Origin of the sequence: Methanococcoides methylutens (genome assembly GCF_000765475.1) — an archaeon.
Taxonomy (GTDB): Archaea; Halobacteriota; Methanosarcinia; order Methanosarcinales; family Methanosarcinaceae; genus Methanococcoides; species Methanococcoides methylutens.
The window spans coordinates 847,455-863,134 of the sequence record NZ_JRHO01000014.1 but is presented as its reverse complement, the minus strand read 5'-3'; the positions used below and the strand labels follow the sequence as shown (position 1 = coordinate 863,134).

At 44.2% G+C, this 15,680-nt stretch carries 15 protein-coding genes; 9 read left to right on the top strand and 6 right to left on the bottom strand.

Features of this window, described 5'->3' with window-relative positions; genetic code table 11:
• Positions 1 to 154: 154 nt before the first annotated feature.
• A complete protein-coding gene (locus LI82_RS11425; RefSeq protein WP_236622740.1) occupies positions 155 to 1,639 on the top strand; it encodes a carbon starvation CstA family protein in 1,485 nt (494 codons plus the stop codon).
• A gap of 428 nt (positions 1,640 to 2,067) precedes the next feature.
• Here the strand turns inward: LI82_RS11425 and LI82_RS11420 are convergent, their stop codons facing one another.
• Positions 2,068 to 3,138, bottom strand: coding sequence for a formate--phosphoribosylaminoimidazolecarboxamide ligase (locus tag LI82_RS11420; protein ID WP_048195858.1), 1,071 nt, complete (start codon positions 3,136 to 3,138; stop codon positions 2,068 to 2,070).
• Positions 3,139 to 3,329: 191 nt separating this feature from the next.
• On the opposite strand from LI82_RS11420, the gene truA reads away from it, so the two are divergent.
• Complete coding sequence (gene truA, locus LI82_RS11415; protein WP_048195857.1) at positions 3,330 to 4,157, top strand: tRNA pseudouridine(38-40) synthase TruA; 828 nt, start codon at positions 3,330 to 3,332, stop codon at positions 4,155 to 4,157.
• A complete protein-coding gene (locus tag LI82_RS11410; RefSeq protein WP_048195853.1) occupies positions 4,154 to 4,723 on the top strand; it encodes a M48 family metallopeptidase in 570 nt (189 codons plus the stop codon). Before truA ends, LI82_RS11410 begins: the two co-directional genes overlap by 4 nt.
• A 79-nt stretch (positions 4,724 to 4,802) precedes the next feature.
• Here LI82_RS11410 and LI82_RS11405 read toward each other — a convergent pair whose 3' ends face one another.
• The 5 genes from LI82_RS11405 to LI82_RS11385 form a co-directional block, all read right to left on the bottom strand.
• Positions 4,803 to 5,843, bottom strand: coding sequence for a TRM11 family SAM-dependent methyltransferase (locus LI82_RS11405; protein ID WP_048195851.1), 1,041 nt, complete (start codon positions 5,841 to 5,843; stop codon positions 4,803 to 4,805).
• Positions 5,844 to 5,861: 18 nt separating this feature from the next.
• Positions 5,862 to 6,149: a YunC family protein gene (locus tag LI82_RS11400; RefSeq protein ID WP_048195850.1), complete on the bottom strand. Its 288-nt coding sequence runs from the start codon at positions 6,147 to 6,149 to the stop codon at positions 5,862 to 5,864.
• Between the two features lie 72 nt (positions 6,150 to 6,221).
• A complete protein-coding gene (locus tag LI82_RS11395; RefSeq protein WP_048195849.1) occupies positions 6,222 to 6,872 on the bottom strand; it encodes a hypothetical protein in 651 nt (216 codons plus the stop codon).
• 12 nt (positions 6,873 to 6,884) lie between these two features.
• Positions 6,885 to 7,778: a type II methionyl aminopeptidase gene (gene map, locus LI82_RS11390; protein WP_048195848.1), complete on the bottom strand. Its 894-nt coding sequence runs from the start codon at positions 7,776 to 7,778 to the stop codon at positions 6,885 to 6,887.
• A gap of 42 nt (positions 7,779 to 7,820) precedes the next feature.
• The gene (locus LI82_RS11385; RefSeq protein WP_048195847.1) at positions 7,821 to 8,996 is read right to left on the bottom strand and encodes a M24 family metallopeptidase; all 1,176 of its coding nucleotides are present in this window, start codon (positions 8,994 to 8,996) and stop codon (positions 7,821 to 7,823) included.
• Between the two features lie 163 nt (positions 8,997 to 9,159).
• Between LI82_RS11385 and LI82_RS11380 the strand changes: the two genes are divergently transcribed.
• The 6 genes from LI82_RS11380 (at position 9,160) to LI82_RS11355 (ending at position 15,571) form a co-directional block, all read left to right on the top strand.
• Positions 9,160 to 9,555 (top strand): hypothetical protein, encoded by a 396-nt coding sequence (locus tag LI82_RS11380; RefSeq protein ID WP_048195845.1) that lies wholly within the window; start codon positions 9,160 to 9,162, stop codon positions 9,553 to 9,555.
• Positions 9,556 to 9,784: 229 nt separating this feature from the next.
• Positions 9,785 to 11,152: a mannose-1-phosphate guanylyltransferase/mannose-6-phosphate isomerase gene (locus LI82_RS11375; protein ID WP_048195843.1), complete on the top strand. Its 1,368-nt coding sequence runs from the start codon at positions 9,785 to 9,787 to the stop codon at positions 11,150 to 11,152.
• 143 nt (positions 11,153 to 11,295) lie between these two features.
• Positions 11,296 to 12,231, top strand: coding sequence for an SDR family oxidoreductase (locus LI82_RS11370; RefSeq protein ID WP_048195841.1), 936 nt, complete (start codon positions 11,296 to 11,298; stop codon positions 12,229 to 12,231).
• A 52-nt stretch (positions 12,232 to 12,283) separates the two neighbouring features.
• A complete protein-coding gene (locus LI82_RS11365) occupies positions 12,284 to 13,243 on the top strand; it encodes a glycosyltransferase family 2 protein (RefSeq protein WP_048195839.1) in 960 nt (319 codons plus the stop codon).
• Between the two features lie 8 nt (positions 13,244 to 13,251).
• Positions 13,252 to 14,418, top strand: a complete 1,167-nt coding sequence (locus LI82_RS11360; RefSeq protein ID WP_048195837.1) for a glycosyltransferase family 4 protein — start codon at positions 13,252 to 13,254, stop codon at positions 14,416 to 14,418.
• 28 nt (positions 14,419 to 14,446) lie between these two features.
• Entirely contained in the window at positions 14,447 to 15,571 is a 1,125-nt protein-coding gene (locus LI82_RS11355) for a glycosyltransferase family 4 protein (protein ID WP_048195835.1), read from the top strand.
• Positions 15,572 to 15,680 lie beyond the last annotated feature (109 nt).

The following is a 15,680-nucleotide window of genomic DNA, read 5'->3' as shown; positions in this document are numbered from 1 at the left end:
ATGGGTTCCAAATCCGTACACCACTGGTAGCAATACATGGGAGGAACGTATCCTGCAGATGCTTTGTCAGATTAATTGGGGAAATCTCACGGATTATTCCCGCAATATCAAAAAGATCGATTATTGTTAAAAATGAGGGGCATGAAGCCCTCTCATGACACAATCAAATATTTTATCTAACATGGCTATATCAACTGTCGATCGAGGTAATATGCTATATTTTTTTACGTGCGTCGCTCTTCTTGTAGGCGGATATTTCTTCTACGGAAAGGCAGTTGATCGCATCTTTGGACCTGAACCTAGCCGTCTTACCCCTGCCACAACACTGGCGGACGGGGTTGACTACGTGGGGATGTCTCCTAAAAAGATATTTCTTGTTCAGCTACTGAACATCGCAGGCCTCGGTCCAATTTTCGGCCCGATCCTCGGTGCCCTGTATGGGCCATCGGCACTGATCTGGATTGTCATAGGCTCCATTTTTGGTGGTGCGGTCCATGATTATTTTTCCGGAATGCTCTCGATACGTTCCGATGGGCGCAGCATCCCGGATGTGGTTGGCTATGAACTGGGCAACGGTTTCAAGCATTTTATGCGCCTGTTCTCCATTGTTCTGCTGCTTCTGGTCGGTGTGGTCTTCGTCCTCGGTCCCGCCGAGTTACTTGGCAATCTGACAGGTCTGGCTGTTTCAGCTTGGGTGACAATCATTTTCTGCTACTACTTTCTGGCCACGATTTTGCCTGTGGACAAAATCATAGGCCGCATCTATCCCCTGTTCGGTGCTGTCCTGATCTTTATGGGCATTGGGCTAATCACCGCCCTGATCTTTAAAGGTTACAGTTTCTTCCCCGAACTGACCCTGTCGAACTTACACCCGAAAGATCTGCCCATGTGGCCTCTGATGTTCATCACCATTGCATGTGGCGCCATCAGTGGTTTTCATGCAACTCAATCGCCCTTGATGGCCCGCTGTGTCACCAATGAAAAATACGGGTATCCTCTGTTCTACGGCTCAATGATAGGCGAAGGAATCATCGCCCTGATCTGGGCTACTCTGGGCATGTCCTTCTACAACGGCTCCAGCGCTTTGAATGCAGCTCTGGGGCAAGGCGGTCCTGCTTACGTGGTGAACGAAATATCCACCACCTTGCTTGGTCCTCTCGGTGGTCTCCTGGCCATCATCGGGGTTATCATCCTGCCTATCTCTTCGGGTGACACCGCCTTTCGAAGTGCTCGCCTGATCATCGCTGACATCATTAACCTCTCTCAGAAAGAGTTCCTCAAGCGCTTGTCTCTGGCCATCCCTCTCTTCGTCCTCGGATTTCTTATTTCCCGGGTTGACTTCGAGATCATCTGGCGTTACTTCGGTTGGGCTAACCAGACCATGGCATCCATCGTCCTCTGGTCTGCAGCGGCTTACCTGGCAAAACACAGCAAGTTCCACTGGATCGCAACGGCTCCTGCACTCTTTATGACTGCGGTTGTCATGACGTACATCTCCTATGCAGGGATTGGTTTCGGCTTGCCGCTGGGAGTCTCGACTATCATAGGTGTGATGTCATCCTTACTTTGCCTTATGATCTTCCTGATAAAGAAGCGCTCTATTGCAGTGGTCCCTGAAGCAGTTTTTGAAGCCGTTTGACCATCATTTGACCACAACATTCCTGTTCTATGGTTTGTGCGAGGGCTTTTCTTTCGTAATGGGTCTCGATTGAAAGGTCAGAGCAGCATTCTCTGGTAGTCCCTAATATTCCTTTGCCGGTCTTCCAGTATGTATTCCAGTGGTAGAGACGTTTACGCTATCCCTTGAAATCCAGTTGTCGTTTTCTGTTGCAAATAGATTGGTTACAATGGTTCTTTTTCTGGAATATCCTGGCATCGAATGAACATGTCTGTTCCGTCCCAAGTTCCACTTCATGCAGCTTCCGAGATGTCTAGAAAAGCGTTGGAGCCGGGAAATCTCCGGCACCCAGGATGACCACATCGTAGTGGTCTATTTCTCTTCTGATTGTATGTCACCACAGGTGCATCTCATGTATTTCGATGCAATTCTATGGTTTTCAGCCTTGTTCAAGATAAGATCTTATCCAGCTGACCCGCGGCCTTTGCCTGTTTGATCTCCTGAGCTATCCTTTTGCCAGTGGAGAGTCCGGATTCTACAAGGTCTGCATATGGTGAACCTGATATGTAGAAGTTTGTTCCGGCAACGATACGTGCGGATATCTCGAACACCTTTATTTCGAGTTTGTCTGTGAAAACTGTCTCAAGACAGAATGGACCGATCATGCCGCCAAAGAGCTTGATGGATTCTTCGACCACTTGTTCTCCAAGAGAGAATATCAGTGGCAGCAGAGATTCCCTGGCAACGAGTGGTACGTTTCCGGTAACCACGTATGTGGGGTGTATGCCAGCTTCTTCAAGTTCTCTTGGTGAGCCAAGCCTGAAGATTTCATCTGCATTTGACTCGACTCTTCTGTCCATGCTCAACATCTCCAGGGTTCCCTCACTCAACTTGTAACCCTCGTTCTCAAGTGGTGAATAGAAGTAGTGCAGATAGTATCTTGTTCCCAGTATGAATTCCTGTATGGTGAATTTCTCATTGGGGTCAATGTTCTCCATGAACTCCTCATAGGTCTTGGCGATGAAGAAACCTCTTCCTCCCTTTGCGCCGTAGTACTTTACCATCACAGCTCCGTCAATATCCTTTGGGTCCGGGATATTTTTTGGCATGTGAATGCCTGCACCCTCAAGCCATTCCCTCTCTTTTTCCCTGTCGGATTCCCACTCAAGGACCGCGCGGTTACCAAAGGTTGGGACCGGAAGCTCTGCGAAGTTCTTGCCGCCCATGTATTCTACAAAAGAACCGTGTGGGATTATGATCGCATTTTTATCGACAAGTTCCTGTGCGATATTTGGAATGTCGGAATAGCTCTCAACAACGATATATTCGTCAGGCTTTGCTTTTGGAAAAGCATCATAAAAACGCGGAGGCTGGCCTACACAGATCCCGATTGTCTTTAATCCCTCTTTACGGGCTCCATCAAAGATCTGGAGGCTTGAGTGTGAGCAGACGGTTGCAATAGCAAGATCCTCTTGATCGTACTTGCTTATTATCTCAGAGATCTGTTGTTTTGATATCATAGTTTCGCCTCAAAAATTTAGATTAGATTGTATTATCTGGTATTTAAACTTGTGGCATGAAGATTAAAGTATTTCTCTTTTTATAAAAAGCAAAAAAATATATTCAGATTGTTATTCTATGTACTCGAATATGTGTTGAATTATGGTAATCATATTATAGATAGAGGTCTATATGTTGCATCAGTGATTCAATGAGGGTTGCGCTTAAAATTGCATATGTCGGATCAAACTACAGGGGATCTCAGGTCCAGCCACACGTTCCAACCATAGAGGGTGAGCTTTTCAAAACATTGATAGAGCTGGAGATCATAAAAGATCCAAAGTCAGCTAATTTTATCAGTTCCGGACGCACGGATGCCGGGGTGCATGCCATGGGGCAGGTAGTTGCCTTTGACACTGATGTGCCCAATCTGGCGATACCCCGTGTGATCAACTCAAAGCTCCCGGGAACCATCTGGGCATGGGCACATTCACTGGTGCCTGATAATTTCGATCCTCGCAGGCATGCTGTAAGTCGAAGCTACCGTTACATCATGTGCGGGGAGCAATATGACATCTCAAAGATCCGTTCTGCTTCAAAGCTTCTGATCGGAAGTCATGATTTTGCTAATTTCTGTACTACCGCTCCAGGTAGGACCACTGTTAGGAAAGTTGAACGTATAGATGTGAGGGTAAGTGGTAACCTGACACGCATCGATGTTGAGGCGAACAGTTTCCTGTGGAACATGGTCCGCAAGATAGTAACTGCCTTAATGATGGTGGGAAGCGGAGTTCGCGACGAAGAGTGGCTGGAACAGATGCTTGACCCTGATTCCTATGAGGAAGGCCTGGAACCTGCACATGCGTACGGCCTTGTTTTCATGGATGTGCACTATCCGATAGCCATTGACTGGATGGAGGACGGTTATGCCATACGCAGGGCTCATGAGCGTGTGCACGACCATCTTGTACGCTACAGGGTCATGGCCGATGTACTGGAGCATCTCCTTCCAATAATTCCGCCTTCCGATGAGTTATGAACTCAGACCATCACATCGGTATCAATGGAATTGATGTCCCTTACACCCTTAGCCATCGCAAGGTTAAGCGGGCAAGACTGGAATTTAGGGCTGGCCGGCTGAATGTCGTAGTTCCAAAAAGCTTTCCGGACCATGAACAACTTATCCTGCGGCACAGGCTGTGGGTATACAGGCGTTACACGGATTCACTGGCAACCATTGAGAATGCTGCTTCCAAAAAACTTGTGGGGAGGTATGATGCTGAGTTTAGGGAACTTGTTCTTTCTTTCACCACTAAGATCGCCGATGAGCTTGGAGTTAGCCCTGAGAAAGTGACTTTCCGGAAAATGAAGACAAAATGGGGTAGTTGCAGTTCCGCTGGCCGGCTGAACTTCAACAGGCATTTGATGCACCTGCCTGAAGATCTTGTCGAGTATGTGGTGTTCCACGAAATGGCACATCTTATAGAATTAAGGCACAGCCCACGCTTCTGGCAGATGATCGATTCCAGGTTCGGGGAACGAAGCCACTATGATAAGGAGCTTTCAGCTTACTGGCACCTGATACAGAATTCTGTGCAGAAATGAGGGTGCACGGCAATTGATCATTTGTATGAAAATGATTTTTGCACGAAATCATTTGGTTTGCATAATGCCCATTCATCGATCATTCGGGTTTTTGAAGTACAGTGATCTTTCGAGTCAGGCTCTTGTGCACCCTTTGTAAATACTGAGCTTTAGTGACGAAGCCTGCATCCTCTACAAACTCGGCAATATCTATCTCTGAGACGATTATGGTTGTGCCGCCTGGTTTCAGTACCCGGTACATCTCAGCAAAAGAGACCTTGTAGAGGTGGTGAAGTGATTCTGCCTCGATCCTTGCTGAGCGCCCGTAAGGCGGGTCTGCGATGACAGCATCGACCGACGCGTCCACAAGAGGCACTCTGCAGGCATCTCCAAGCATCATGGTGTGGTCGGTATTAAAGTGCTGCAGGTTCATATGTGCGCCGACAGCGATCTTGTAGCGAACCTCCAGTCCGATAACTCTCGCACCAACAATACCTGCTTCCACAAGTATTCCGGCAGTGCCACAGAACGGATCGAACACAATGTCCTTTTCTTTTACCATGGCCATGTTCACAAGCGCACGCGCCACACGGGGCCGGAGCACGCCGGGGTAGAAGAATGGTTTTTTGTGGGGCGCACGTGCTTCGTAGGCACTGCGGTCCACGGATGCGATGACAGAACCAAAGACGCATTTTTCGGAAAGGATAAGCCTGAACTCTACATCGGGTTCTTTCAGGTTCGCATTGAAGCCTTTCCTATAGATGGCACCGCCAACACTTCTTTCCATGTCTGCGCAGACAATGGTGGAATTGTGCTTGATGCGCTTTGCACGTACTACATATTTCTGGTCCTGATTGATGTGATCGGATACATCAGCCTTTTCGGCAACTTCAAGAATGGTATCCACATCAGCAAGGCCGACCTCAATGACCTTCAGGATGTGGTGTGCCATTGCAACACGTTCGGCGACGTAATCGAGTTTCCTTCTCACTTCCTGTGGGTCGCCTTCAATGTCCACAACAAGACACTGGTCAAAGTAGTCACTCTCTTCATATTCAAGTTCTACAAGGTCAAGGCAGGCAAGAACTTCTGCTCGTGGCAGGTCTTCATGCTCACCTGACAGTTCAAATGCGTATAACATGTTAAAAATAAGATGTTCTCAGAACATCATTTCAAGTGCTTCATGTCCCTTCATGCCGGCTTTGACACCAAGGGCTTTTGCGTGGTTTGAGACATCCAGCACTTCAGCGTGGAGCACATCCTCGAGATCATTCACTCCTCTGACCTTTGCTGCAACATCGCCTAGCTTATTTGCCATCTCGGTATCGAGGTAACCGCACATGACAAACCCCTTGTCAGCTCTTATGACGAGAAGGGGTGCGTTCTGCATCTCAAGCTTCAGTCCAATAGCAGTGCCATTTTCAAGTGGTATCTGTTCTATTATCATGAACAAAAGGAATCTTTCACTTTATATTAATGTTTTCAGGACTTTCTCATTCGGCTGCTTCATCGACTTCAGTTACAGCTTCGTTTCAACCTCGTTTTCAGCTTCAACTTCGTCCCTGGTAAAATCGATGGTGACCTTTCCCTCTTCTTCAAAGAAACCATTGATAACTGTCCTGTTGTCCTTTGTATCAATTGTTTTGATCTTGATGCCATCGTATGAAAGCAGTTTTGCATCTGCCGGCAGGGTGATGGAGACCTCTGTTTCCGGTTCTCCATCAAAGGCCATACTACTGCCCATGTCAAAGAAGTTCCTGTCAAAACTGTAAGTCACAAAATAAATGTTGGTGATGCCGTCTGTCTTGGATGTGCTTCCCAGGACGTCCAGTGAGATCTCCGCATCCACATCTGTAACATGTACGTCCTCTGAGCTGCTGTCAAATGTGATATCCAATTCTTCCATAAGGGATGTCTTGAGCCGGTTCCTTGTGATATGATCTACTTTCATGAGTTCCCATGCACTGACATGGTCATCGTCATTCCCAACCTCGGAATCGATAAAGCTTCTGTATGATGTAGCCACCTGGTCAGTGTAGCCTTCTGTGTAGTCCCATGACATTCCGTCCTCTTCCAGGACGATCTCATTGGTCCATGAATATGCGGATGAGGTAGGTACAACGGCCATGATGCATACAATTGCCAATACCAGTATCAGTGCAGATCTCATTTTACCAGTCCTTCATTTAGTGGTTATCTCACAGCCGTCATCGGTGACAATGACGGTATGTTCTGCCTGGGAGACCAGACCGCCCTCAATTTCCTTGAGCACAGGGTATGATGTGATGATCCCTGCCTTCTCAAGCTGCATAAGGGAATAGTCCAGTTTATCTGAAGTGAGCCACCTTCTTGCGAAAGGAAGCGTCCTGTAAGGTTCGATCTCTTTCAGCACTTTCCTTGCCGCAGGTAAGCGTATTGGCTTTTTCCCGACAAGTGAGAAGATCTCAGTCAGTGCCCCGTCAGAGATTATGCCTGCTCCGTCTGTGGCAAAAGGCTCAATGGCAATGATGTCTCCGGTCTCAAGTACTGCCCCGTGGTTGATATGCCTGTTCGGGATGCTGGGTGGTACATGTGCCAGGTATTGTCCGACCCCGTGGCCGGTGAGATTGACTATCGGCTTGAATCCATGTTCGTGGATGGTGTCTTCAATGACAGCTCCAAGCTCTGCGGTGTTCACACCACTTCTGACCGTGTCGATAGCTGCATATAATGCGGCCTCTGATGCCTTTACAAGATTTCCATTCTGATTCGTAAGGTCCACTGTAAGGGCAGAATCTGCAATATAACCGTCAACATGAACTCCAAGGTCAAGTTTAACGACATCCTCAGCGAAGACAGTTCCATCGCCTGCAAGTGGTGTTGCATGCGCAGCTTCGTCATTTCTTGAAATGTTGCATGGGAATGCAGGGAATCCTCCAAGTTCGATTGTCCTCTGCTCCACATGATCTGCAACTTCCAGAAGGCTTGCTCCGACCTTGATCTTATCCTTCGCCTCACTTCTAACTGTAGAGAGGATCTCTCCGGCTTTCCTGTACTTTCCGATTATCTCCTCGATCTCATGAAGTTTATTTTCCATATGTCTGCACCAGCTTTTGATATATGATTGGTCTTAGTAGACTTAAACTACAAATTCCTTTTCCATTTTTGTTAAATTCTCAAACCCGTCCTCTGTGATCACGACCATGTCCTCAAGGCGTATGCCCCCATGTTCGGGGTAGTATAATCCTGGTTCAATGGTGACCACATGCCCGACCTCGACCTCTCCATCCTGCGTGGCCACAGAAGGTTGCTCATGGATGTCCAGCCCCACGCCATGCCCGGTGGAGTGAATAAACCCAACTTCAGAGTTGTTCCTGATGGTGTCATAACCTCGCTTTTCGAACTCATCGCAGACAGCATTATGGACCTCGCTATAGAGCGCTCCGGGTTTCAGTACTGCAAAAGCTGCTTCCTGTGCAGCATGCACTGCCTCATACATATTCATAAGTTCCTTCGAAGCATCCCCTTTAAGCACTGTCCTTGTCATGTCTGCAAAGTACCTGCTCCTCTTACTGCGCGGGAATATGTCGATGACAATCGGCTGGTCGACGGTAATTTCTCCCTCTCCCTCCCAGTGAGGGTTCGATGACTTTAATCCACAGGCCACGATGGTGCTTTCAGCCTCACATCCATGGTCAAGAAGGGTATGCTCTATTGCCGCACGGATGGCTTCCGAGGTGAGGGCTTCATCGCCGGAGTACAGGACATCGTTCTTCACGGTTGCATCAGCGATTAGTCCAATGGCATCTTCCATTGCTTTCTCACAGGCCTGCTGTGATGCCCTGATATTCTCGATCTCATCAGAAGCCTTCCTTTTTCTCATTTCCTTGAAAGGGCTTTTCGCAGGGATCACTGTGAATCCCTCTTCCTTCAGCGTCTGTGCGGTGAAAAGCGGGAAATCATGTGGCACCATTATGTGCTTAACCCCTTTTTTCTGGAATATCTCGGCAAGACAGTCACAGTATGCAAGCTCCCCGTCCTTCCTTGCTTTCAGTTTTTCCATATAGCCGTATTCCTGCATGGTTTGTACATTGGCTACCCGGGATTCCATCTTCGCCCTGTTCAGCTCCATGGTGGATACTATGAGGATCTCCTCTCCCTGTTTTGTCTGGATATATGTAAAAGGGTCGCCTGCAAGAAAATGTGTTGAGTAGTATATGTCTGCATTGTTCGAGTTCCCTATCATCAGGTATGCATCACAGTTGTTATCAGAAAGTGATGAGGTAATGTCGATCGTGTTCTTGTCTTGTTCCATGTAATTGGATTTGTTATTCTACTACATAAGTTTACATGGCAATTCTTTTTTGAGTGATGTTCCTGTATCTCGTTGCCAACAGACGGCTTGAGGTTATATGTGTACATGAAACGAATTTATGTGGACATTTCATACATAACAATGTACACAGATATTATTATTTATGCAGCAGGAGTTTTCCACACAGAACTGGTATTCTCTCAGGGAGTTCAATAGCTTCCTTTACGATATCAGATATATTCTGCTATTCTACGTACTTGGTGATTTTATCACAACAGCTCAGGCACTGAATATTGGGGTTGAAGAGAACGGTTTCCTGGCTTTGATCATCGCAGAGTTCGGGGTGTGGGCATTCTTTGTGTTGAAGCTTGCTTTTGTCTTTGTAGTATACTGGTTCTACAAGGACATCATGTCCTCTTCAGACTCTAAGGTTTCCGAGATGTGGCCAATGGTCAGGGGAGTTATCACTTTTGTTGGTGTGTTCCTTGTTGTTAACAATCTGATGGTCATCTGGGGGAACTTCGGGATCCTGCAGTTGTTGGGGATCGGGTCGTTGTAACAAGTTTCGTTGTGAACTCCAGTATTACCTTTTTGATTTCTGGAAATCCTTTTAATTCAGTTGTAGAATCTGTTTTCTTCTCATTTTTGACTGAATTCTTTTGTTCTCAATTGACGATTAGCACAAAAGAACTTAATATGTGTTATTCTATTAATTAACACGAAATTTACTATTATGATGTTAATCAAATCGATTCCATCAAACATGGTTCGATCACGGAGCTGAGAACATAAGATCCATCATCCTGGCAGGCGGTTCGGGAACACGCCTCTGGCCATTAAGCCGCGAAAAATATCCAAAACAGTTCTTAAAGTTGAACGATACTTCCCTTTTCCAGGACACAGTCCTCAGATGCCTTGAAGTATCCGATATCTCCGAGATATTCGTAGTGACAAATGAATCCCAAAAGTTCTTCGTTATCGGACAGGTCGAAGAACTGGGTTCTGAGCTTCCTCTTGAAAATCTCCTTCTGGAACCCCGGGGCAAGAACACCCTTCCCGCGATATGTTATGGGATGCAGGAGATCACTAAGAAGTTCGGAAGGTCCGTCGTTGGCATCTTTTCATCGGATCATGTTCTCGACACCAGGGCGATGGAAACCATTGCAAGCGCAGAAAATCTTGCATCTGAGTATCTGATAACCTTTGGCATTTCCCCGACATCGCCACAAACAGGCTATGGGTACATCAAACCCGGTGAACCTCTTGGAGTCGGATATAAGGTATCGGAGTTCAAGGAAAAACCCGATCTCGAGGCTGCTGAAAAGTACATCAAGGAAGGATGTCTCTGGAACAGCGGTATGTTCCTTTTTGACACGGACGTTTTCTTTAGTGAACTGAAAGCTCATGCTCCGGAAGTGTCTGATGTATTTGAGAATTCGGAGGATATTCAGGAGATATATGGCAGGGTGCCCTCAATATCAATTGATTATGGGATCATGGAAAAGTCAGGCCGTGTGGCTACTGTAAAGATCGATCACCGATGGAACGATCTTGGTAACTTCGATGCGATCTACAATGAGTTCGACAAGGATAAAAATGGCAATGCTATCTACAACTGCGATGCACTGCTGGTTAATTCTACTGATAATCTCGTTTATTCAAAACCCAAAAAGATCGTCTCAATGATCGATGTCAAAGACATGGTCGTTGTGGACACTCCGGACGCACTGCTTGTCTGCCCGAGGGAAAGCAGCCAGAAGGTGAAAGAGGTCGTATCTGCTCTCAAGGACGAGGAGGATGAACGCGTACAGCTACACCAGACTGTATACAGGCCCTGGGGGTCATATACGATCCTGGAAAATTCGGAAAGGCATAAGATCAAGAACATAATTGTATTTCCACACAAGAAACTGAGTCTTCAAATGCATCACCACAGGAGCGAACACTGGGTCGTTGTTGAAGGAATGGCCTGCGTTGAGAATGATGGCGAGAAGTATTTCCTACGACAGGGCGAGAGTACGTTCATCAAGGCTGGTATCAGGCACAGGCTGTCGAATCAGGGGAAGTTGCCGCTTGAAATTATTGAGGTGCAGCTTGGGGAGTACGTTGGAGAGGATGACATTGTTCGGTTCGATGATGAGTATGGGCGAAAATAACCATTATGGTTTTTTTAACATCGTGTGAGTAAACTAAGTTTCCTTCACTATGTAAAGAGGTTTGCATTTTTTATTAGCAATTATTTCTAACTATTTACACAATTTGAAAACAGTTATATACAATCATCTATTTCTAAAAGGGCATGCGGTGTGTAGTGACTGGAGGAGCTGGCTTTATCGGATCACATCTGTGTAAACAGCTATTGGATATGGGTAAGGTCGTATGTCTGGATAACTTTGATCCATACTATGATCCACAAGTAAAAAGAAAGAACATCGAATCACTCATGGATTCTCCATATTTTGAACTTGTTGAAGGGAGCATACTTGATAAGCAGTTATTAAATGACCTTTTTGAAGATGTGGATTACGTATTCCATAATGCAGCACAGGCTGGAGTAAGGATCTCTGTGGACTATCCTTCCAAATCACATTCTGCAAATGCTACAGGCACATTGAACATACTCGAAACTGCGGTGAAGGCCGGAGTACGCAAGGTGATCAATGCATCTTCGTCTTCAGTTTATGGGGAGGTTTCATATCTACCCTTCGATGAGAACCATCCAAATCGACCTGTATCACCATATGGTGCATCGAAACTTATTGCTGAGCATTACTGTCGTGTTTTCAACGATCTCTATGACCTTGATACAATATCCCTCAGGTACTTCACCGTATTTGGTCCCAGAATGAGACCTGATCTGGCGATCAACATTTTTACCAAAAAAGCCCTGAAAAATGAAACCATCGAGATATTTGGAGATGGAAATAAAACCAGAGATTTTACATTTATTGATAATGTAGTCGATGCAAACATACGTGCAATGAAAAATGGCATAGGTGAGTATAACATAGGTGGTGGAGAGCGTATCAGCATCCGTGAGCTCGCAGAGAAGATCGTCTCCATCACGGCCAGTGAATCTGAGATCATCTACAGTGATTCCATGAAAGGCGATGCTGAACACACATGGTCTGATGTCAACAAAGCTTCCAGAGATCTCGGATATAGTCCAAAGATCGGTTTGGAAGAAGGATTGAAGCGGTACGTGCAGTGGTATATTGATTCCATGGGCCAATGAGGTGATCTAACTGAAAAGAATTACTGATTATTTATATAATGATAGTAATAATATGGATCCTGAGGAGGATCCTATTGATATATCGGTCGTGATTCCTCTACTCGATGAGGAAGATAATATACAACCCCTTGTGTTAGCTCTTGAAAGTGCTCTTGATAATTATGGTAGGACTTATGAGGTTGTATTCGTTGATGATGGCAGTACTGACGGTACCTTCAAAGAATTAAAAGCTGCCCATGAGAAAAATCCGAACATCAAGATAGTCAAGTTCAGGAAGAACTTTGGCCAAAGTGCATCCATGAAGGCAGGTTTCGATCATGCAAAAGGGAATATCGTAATCAGCATGGATGGTGATCTGCAGAACGATCCTACAGACATCCCAAGATTGGTGGAGATGCTCGAAACCGAAGATTGCGATGTGGTCTGCGGCTGGCGAGCCGACCGAAAAGATCCCCTTTCCAAGACGATCACTTCTAAGTTCGCCAACCTGCTCAGAAGAAGTATAACCAGTGAGTTCATTCATGACTCCGGTTGTACCCTTAGAGCATACCGCAACGAATGTGTTAAGGATCTGGAACTCTACGGAGAAACCCACAGATACATCCCTGCAATGCTACTCTGGAAAGGCTACCTCATCTGTGAGACGAAGGTACAACACCACCAGAGGGCTTACGGTGTCACCAAGTACAACTGGAAAAGGGTAATCAAGGGATTCCTAGACCTTATAGTGATAAGTTTCTGGCAGAAATACTCTGTCAGACCGATTCACATGTTCGGAGGTGCAGGATTAATATCCTGTTTTGCCGGTGTCCTGATAGGGGGTTGGCTTGGTATTCAGAAGTTGTTCTTTGGGATGGCTCTTTCAGATCGTCCTCTATTACTACTAGCGATATTGTTGATCATGGTCGGTGTACAGTTGATTGTTTCCGGTATTCTGGCTGATATCATGCTCAAGATTTACTATGGAGGAGAGGGCAGGAAGAATTATCTGGTCGAGAGGCTGGTCGATTGAGAGTTTTGATGCTGAACTATGAGTATCCGCCTTTGGGAGGTGGTGGTAGCAATGCATGCAAGTACCTTTTAAGAGAAATGGCAAATAAGGGTCTTGATGTAGATCTAGTCACATCCTCTTCATCCAACAAATTTGAAACTGAGAAGATCGGTGATACTGTCACCATTTATAAATTACCAGTTAATAAAAAGGATATTCACTACTGGACACAACGTGAGATCATGAGCTACAGCTGGAAAGCAAAAAAGTTCATTGATCAGCTGATGAAGGAAAAAGAATATGATATATGTCATGCTTTTTTTAGTGTTCCATGTGGTGCAGTAGCCTACCTGTTCAGAAAAAAGATACCTTATATTGTTTCTTTAAGGGGCTCTGATGTTCCAGGCTTCAACAAAAGGTTCGGTTTTCAATACATCTTCTTGAAACCCCTCATCAAAAAGATCTGGACTGATGCCGTAGCGGTGGTTGCGAACAGTCAGGGCTTAAAGGAACTTGCCCTAAACACATCACCATCTCAGGAAATAGGCGTGATCTACAATGGGATCGATGTTTCAGAGTTTGAGCCGGATTTTGATAGTACAAGTGATGACGAAATAAGGATTGTTTGTGTTTCAAGATTGATCGAGAGGAAAGGTATCAATTACCTAATAGAAGCTGTTAATAAATTAAAGGATAAACAGATACGATTGATTCTTGTTGGTGAAGGTAACCAGGAAGGTAAACTGAGGAAATTAGTAGATGATCTGAATATCACTGACAAGGTGGACTTTAAAGGTTATGTGGACCATGATCAAATCGCTGAAATATATCGAAACAGCGATATTTTTGTTCTACCATCCCTGAATGAAGGCATGAGCAATGCTCTACTGGAAGCTTTGGCTGCAGGATTACCGGTTATTGTCACGGATACTGGTGGGACTTCAGAGCTTCTGGACGGAAATGGTGTGCTTATGCCCATGGGTGATTCGGATGCAATTTCAGATGCTATTATTAGGCTAGTTGATGATTCCGAAGGACGTCGACAGATGGGGCTTAGGAGTAGGAAGATTGCTGAAAATATGGATTGGATGAGAGTTGGTGGGGAATATTTGAGATTGTACGAAGAACTTGGACTGGAGAAAACCTTTGATTTTATGGGGCTTCATAATAAGGTTATAAAATATTCCAATATGTAATGTTTGAATTTATTATAGGAGTTTGATTATGGTAGATAAATTGAAAGTTTTACATATTATTGATCATATGGGTCTTGGTGGTGCACAGAATATTGTAAAGGGAATTATTGAAAAGGATGGGGATACTGAACATCTTCTATATGTTTTAAGAAAATCTTCAATTAATATTCAATCGAATGGTAATATATTTTATAGAAAATCAAATAATAAATATGATGTATTTTCTTTTTTTGAACTCAAAAAAATAATTCGGAATGAAAATGTCAAAATATTGCACTGCCATCTTCAGAAGTCATTTTTTATGGGATATTTATTAAAAAAATTATGTTTTAGAGATATACTTCTAATATTTCATGAACACGGACAAATATTTAGAAATGGGATACTATATCCATTATTTTTAAATCTAGCTCAAAAAAAAGTAGATATGTTCATTGCAGTATCGGGAGCTACGAATAAGAAATTATTGACTGATGCAAAAATATGTGTTAGTAAATGCAATACACTCATCAATTTTGTAGATACTGATACTTTCAACTTACAGAGTATTAATTCATATGATAAAAACAATGAAAGAAGTAAATTGGGCATAGATATGATTGATTATGTGATTGGATTTGCTGCTAGGACTATCGAAAGGAAGGGCTGGAGAGAATTGATATTAGCTATTAATGAACTAAAAAATAGAAATCTAAAATTAATTATTGTAGGAAATGGTCCCGATAGGGAGAAATTGATACATATGATTCAAAAATATGATCTTGAAGAACGGGTACTTTATCTTGGTTTTATAGATAATATATTAACATTTTACAGTTGTATCGATTGTTTCATCATACCTTCTCATTGGGAACCGCTTGGTATTACTGCATTAGAAGCGCAATCATGTGGAATACCAGTAATGGCAAGTAATATTGATGGATTAAATGAGATCGTCAAAGATATGGAAACAGGAATAGCATTTGAAGCAATGAATCACGATGAAATTGTAGAAAAAATTAATTTAATTGTAGAAAATAACCAATTAAGTATGAAGTTAATTTCAAATGGCCTAGAAAATGCTTCTAATCATTCTTTATCTAAATATTTAGGTAAATTAAATGGTATCTATCTAAATTTGGCAGATACTACTCAATTTAATGCTGTTTGGTAAACATCTATTTAGTGTGGCTTTGATATTCAAGATATCATATGATCTTAAGGGATTAATGCATATGTGGAACGATTCTTTAATATTATTATACAATTAGAGAAAGTTTTCT